This window comes from Ignatzschineria ureiclastica (genome assembly GCF_003121845.1).
Taxonomy (GTDB): Bacteria; Pseudomonadota; Gammaproteobacteria; order Cardiobacteriales; family Wohlfahrtiimonadaceae; genus Ignatzschineria; species Ignatzschineria ureiclastica.
On sequence record NZ_QEWQ01000007.1, the window covers coordinates 1 to 4,400 of the forward strand.

At 39.0% G+C, this 4,400-nt stretch carries 3 protein-coding genes and 3 pseudogenes; 5 read left to right on the plus strand and 1 reads right to left on the minus strand.

What is annotated here, in order from left to right; translation table 11 throughout:
* The 3 genes and pseudogenes from DC083_RS09550 to DC083_RS09565 form a co-directional block, all read left to right on the plus strand.
* Nucleotides 1-498 (plus strand): annotated as a pseudogene (locus DC083_RS09550) (IS982-like element IS1592 family transposase); the annotation flags it as partial.
* 263 nt (nt 499-761) lie between these two features.
* A pseudogene (locus DC083_RS10390) lies at nt 762-869 on the plus strand (SPFH domain-containing protein); the annotation flags it as partial.
* Nucleotides 869-1,813, plus strand: a complete 945-nt coding sequence (locus DC083_RS09565; RefSeq protein ID WP_015060270.1) for a diacylglycerol kinase catalytic domain-containing protein — start codon at nt 869-871, stop codon at nt 1,811-1,813. The pseudogene DC083_RS10390 and the gene DC083_RS09565, both read left to right, overlap by 1 nt.
* A gap of 2 nt (nt 1,814-1,815) precedes the next feature.
* Here DC083_RS09565 and tetR(H) read toward each other — a convergent pair whose 3' ends face one another.
* Nucleotides 1,816-2,439, minus strand: coding sequence for a tetracycline resistance transcriptional repressor TetR(H) (tetR(H), locus tag DC083_RS09570; protein ID WP_006248868.1), 624 nt, complete (start codon nt 2,437-2,439; stop codon nt 1,816-1,818).
* Nucleotides 2,440-2,530: 91 nt separating this feature from the next.
* Between tetR(H) and tet(H) the strand changes: the two genes are divergently transcribed.
* Complete coding sequence (tet(H), locus tag DC083_RS09575; RefSeq protein WP_006248867.1) at nt 2,531-3,733, plus strand: tetracycline efflux MFS transporter Tet(H); 1,203 nt, start codon at nt 2,531-2,533, stop codon at nt 3,731-3,733.
* 340 nt (nt 3,734-4,073) lie between these two features.
* Nucleotides 4,074-4,400 (plus strand): annotated as a pseudogene (locus DC083_RS09580) (IS982 family transposase); the annotation flags it as partial.

The following is a 4,400-nucleotide window of genomic DNA, read 5'->3' on the forward strand; positions in this document are numbered from 1 at the left end:
GTCTTTGAGGGGATTGCTCAAAGAGGTAAGACAAGTATGGGTTGGTTTTACGGATTTAAACTGCACGCGATTATCAATCATCACGGTGAGTTATTATCGATTAGAGTCACTCCGGGAAATATAGATGATAGAGAGCCGCTAAGACAGGGCCTAGCAAATGATATATTCGGTAAACTGTTTGGTGATCGAGGGTATGTCAGTCAAGATTTAAAAGATAAACTGTTTAATGACTTCAATATCGATTTTATAACCAAGCTTCGAAGGAATATGAAACAGCAGATTCTTAAACCTATTGATGAGGCGTTACTTAACGGACGCTCGTTAATTGAAACTGTTTTTGATGAGCTTAAAAACCTATGTCAGATTGAACACTCAAGGCATCGAAGCTTCACAGGGTTCGCTGCTAATCTTTTAGCAGGACTCATTGCTTACTGTTGGTTTCCCTTTAAGCCGACACTCAAAAACGTGTCGGCTTATGGACAAGCTGCAAAAAACTAAGCTGTTTCAATGATTTAGGCAAGCTCTTATCCCGAACTCAGGTTATTAATAGACTACCGAGAACAGACCACTATAAGAAAACCGCTTATAACAGACTGTTCTAGGTAGTCAGTTTTTCCCGCTACCTTGAGAAATCGTAGTCTTCTTCTTTCCCATCTAAATACTCGCGTATAGGACGTTTCTTACTGAATTTGGAAGCATCTTTTTTGATCTCACCAATTATAAAATCACTATATGCTGACCAGCTCTTACCAGCGTCGCCTTTAGCGGCAATGGCATTTGAAACCTTAGCACTGAATTCAGGAAAAATCGGCGAGTTGAATATCACACCTGATTTATTTAGCCAATTTATGAAAAAAGGCAGTAAATAATGCAACGTAACGAAGATTTTCGCTTTGTGCTGGTGATGAGAAAAAGCCGCTTACAGGAATTAATTGAGCGCTTTAATACCTGGTCACAAGCCAAATTCTATTTAGAACACAACAATGTTGAGGTAAAGGATTATCTCAATGAACACAATTTATATCAAAAGCAACTCACAGAAGCTGAGTTGATTTTAAAATCATTAGGACGATTTCAACTTTTAGAAAGAGGCTTATTACCCAGCTATCAATTCTCACCTCACGATATTGTGGTGGTGATTGGTCAAGATGGGCTTGTTGCCAATACGCTGAAATACCTTAATGGACAGCCTATCATTGCCATAAATCCTGATCCATCAAGGTGGGATGGTAAATTATTACCCTTTGAAATAGGGCAATTAAAAGAGACAGTTATTAACACCATTAATAAAAAAATGCCATTTAAAACGGTCACTTTTGCACAAGCAACAACCAATGATGGTCAATCCTTATTAGCGGTTAATGACTTATTTATTGGCCCTAAAAGCCACACTTCCGCACAGTATATTTTGCAATGGAATGGCGCTGAAGAAGTGCAATCTTCATCAGGCATTATTGTATCAACAGGATTGGGATCAACGGGGTGGTTTCAATCTATTCTTGCTGGTGCGATGGCAATTACAGGAGAAGCTTCGCACCCTCTATTACAAGGCTTTAGCTGGAGTGATCGAAAGCTACAATTTAGTGTAAGAGAGCCATTTCCAAGTAGAACAACAGGTGTTGCACTGACTTTTGGCACTATTGAGCCTGACTCACCACTGCAATTAGGATCTTTGATGCCAGAGAATGGCGTAATTTTCTCTGATGGCATCGAAGATGACTATTTACAATTTAATGCAGGTTGTATTGCTCACATTGGTATCGCTGACATACAAGGGCAACTAATTAGCCAAAAAGGGCGTCAGCGAATTTAGATTTATTTAGCGCTCTTTAATACTGTTTCAAGTCCAGAGATCATCACATCAAGGACAAACAAAAATGCAGCATCACCATTATCACTATCCATAATTGCAACGGCTTGGGTTAATAATGGCGGATAGGCAACAGTATCCGTCTCTACTTTTTCACGCTCTTTTTGGCTTTCTTGATGCTCTTGAGTTTCCAGTACGGAGCCTAATGTAAAATGCGCAATAGAGCTTAATGCATACACGGCTTGAGATAGACTAAACCCAGCATCACACAAAAACTGTAGTTGCTGTTCTGATGTCTCAAATTGACTTTCAGAGGGGCGTGTTCCCGCATGAATTTTGCCACCATCACGATACATTAATAAGGCTTGGCGGAAGCTTTTCGCGTTATTTCGCAAAAAGTCCTGCCATGTTTCATTCGGCAATGGCAAAACATGATGATGGTGCTTTTGCAAAATAGTTTCTGCTAATGCATCTAACAAAGCGCGTTTATTTTTTACATGCCAATACAATGTGGGTTGTTCCACACCTATTTTTTGCGCCAGCTTACGCGTTGTTAATCCTTCAATACCAACTTCATTAAGTAAAATCAACGCATTATCAATAACTTGTTCTTTATCTAGCTTTGCCATTACCTACCTCAAAATAAAATAGCCTTGACAATCTATCACTGATAGAGATATTTTACACCCACTCTATCACTGATAGATTTTTAGGATCTCAATGAATAAATCAATTATTATTATACTGCTGATCACCGTATTAGATGCCATTGGTATCGGGCTTATCATGCCAGTACTCCCTACTCTATTAAATGAATTTGTCAGTGAAAATTCACTGGCAACCCATTACGGTGTGCTATTAGCGCTCTATGCTACCATGCAGGTTATTTTTGCTCCTATTCTAGGACGACTGTCTGATAAATACGGCAGAAAACCCATCTTGCTGTTTTCCCTTTTAGGCGCGGCACTCGACTATCTTTTAATGGCATTCTCAACCACACTTTGGATGCTCTATATTGGGCGCATCATTGCGGGGATCACAGGCGCAACAGGTGCCGTATGTGCATCAGCGATGAGTGATGTGACTCCCGCTAAAAATCGAACTCGCTATTTTGGTTTCTTAGGTGGTGCTTTTGGTGTTGGCCTTATTATCGGCCCAATGCTAGGGGGATTATTAGGTGATATCAGTGCTCATATGCCATTTATTTTTGCCGCTATTTCACACTCGATATTATTAATACTCTCTTTGCTCTTTTTCCGAGAAACACAAAAAAGAGAAGCGCTTGTTGCCAATAGGACACCTGAAAACCAAACTGCCTCAAATACAGTCACTGTTTTTTTTAAGAAAAGCCTCTACTTTTGGTTAGCAACCTATTTTATTATCCAGCTTATCGGGCAAATTCCTGCCACCATCTGGGTGCTGTTTACACAATATCGTTTTGATTGGAACACAACTTCTATCGGTATGTCTTTGGCGGTTCTGGGTGTATTACATATTTTCTTTCAGGCGATTGTCGCTGGGAAATTGGCACAAAAATGGGGCGAAAAAACCACCATTATGATCAGTATGTCTATTGATATGATGGGCTGTTTATTATTAGCGTGGATAGGCCACGTTTGGGTCATCTTACCAGCATTAATTTGCTTAGCGGCAGGAGGTATGGGGCAACCCGCATTACAAGGTTATTTATCAAAATCTGTCGATGATAATGCGCAAGGGAAATTACAAGGTACTCTGGTGAGCCTAACCAATATTACCGGGATCATTGGTCCCCTTTTATTTGCCTTTATTTATAGTTATAGCGTCGCTTATTGGGATGGTCTGTTATGGCTGATGGGGGCAATACTTTATGCTATGTTGCTTATTACCGCTTATTTTCACCAAAGAAAAACCACACCTAAAGCTGTTATTTCAACCCCTTAATACTAGAAATTATAAAGATCATAAAAGTCCTGTCCGCTCTTAATAACGTTGATAGGACTTTATTTTTATCGCAATTAATAAGCCTCTTTTACCCAAGGCTTACTGGCTGCAATCATAAACATCGGCGTTGAACGATAAAGCAGGTAAGGGAGTCGTTTAGTTACATAGTTATTTTATGATAGTTATTTTCAATCATATTCACCCTGAGTAAAAAAAACAAATATTTCATTATTAATTTAACCTGAGTTCGGGATAAGCAGGTCAAAAAAGGCAAAAAAAAGAAGTCCAAAATTGTTAAAGTTAATGTACTAATAAAAACTCAACAAAAAGGACTTCTTACATGGACAACCTAACCGAATTATACTGCCACATTGACGACTTTTACCAAGCATTCAAACCACAATTTGAACGTCAGCTGATCGAAAATGGGACAAAGCGATTAAGAGCATGCAAGATAAGTGTACCAGAGATAATGACTATATTGGTACTGTTTCATCAATTACGTTACCGTCAATTTAAAGGGTTTTACTATCATCATATGCTAGGCATGATGAAAAAAGATTTTCCGGACTTACCAAGCTACTCACGTTTTATTGAATTAGTACCCCGTGCTCTTGTGCCTTTGTGTGCTTATCTTAAAAGCTTGATGGGAAGTTGCACAGGTATT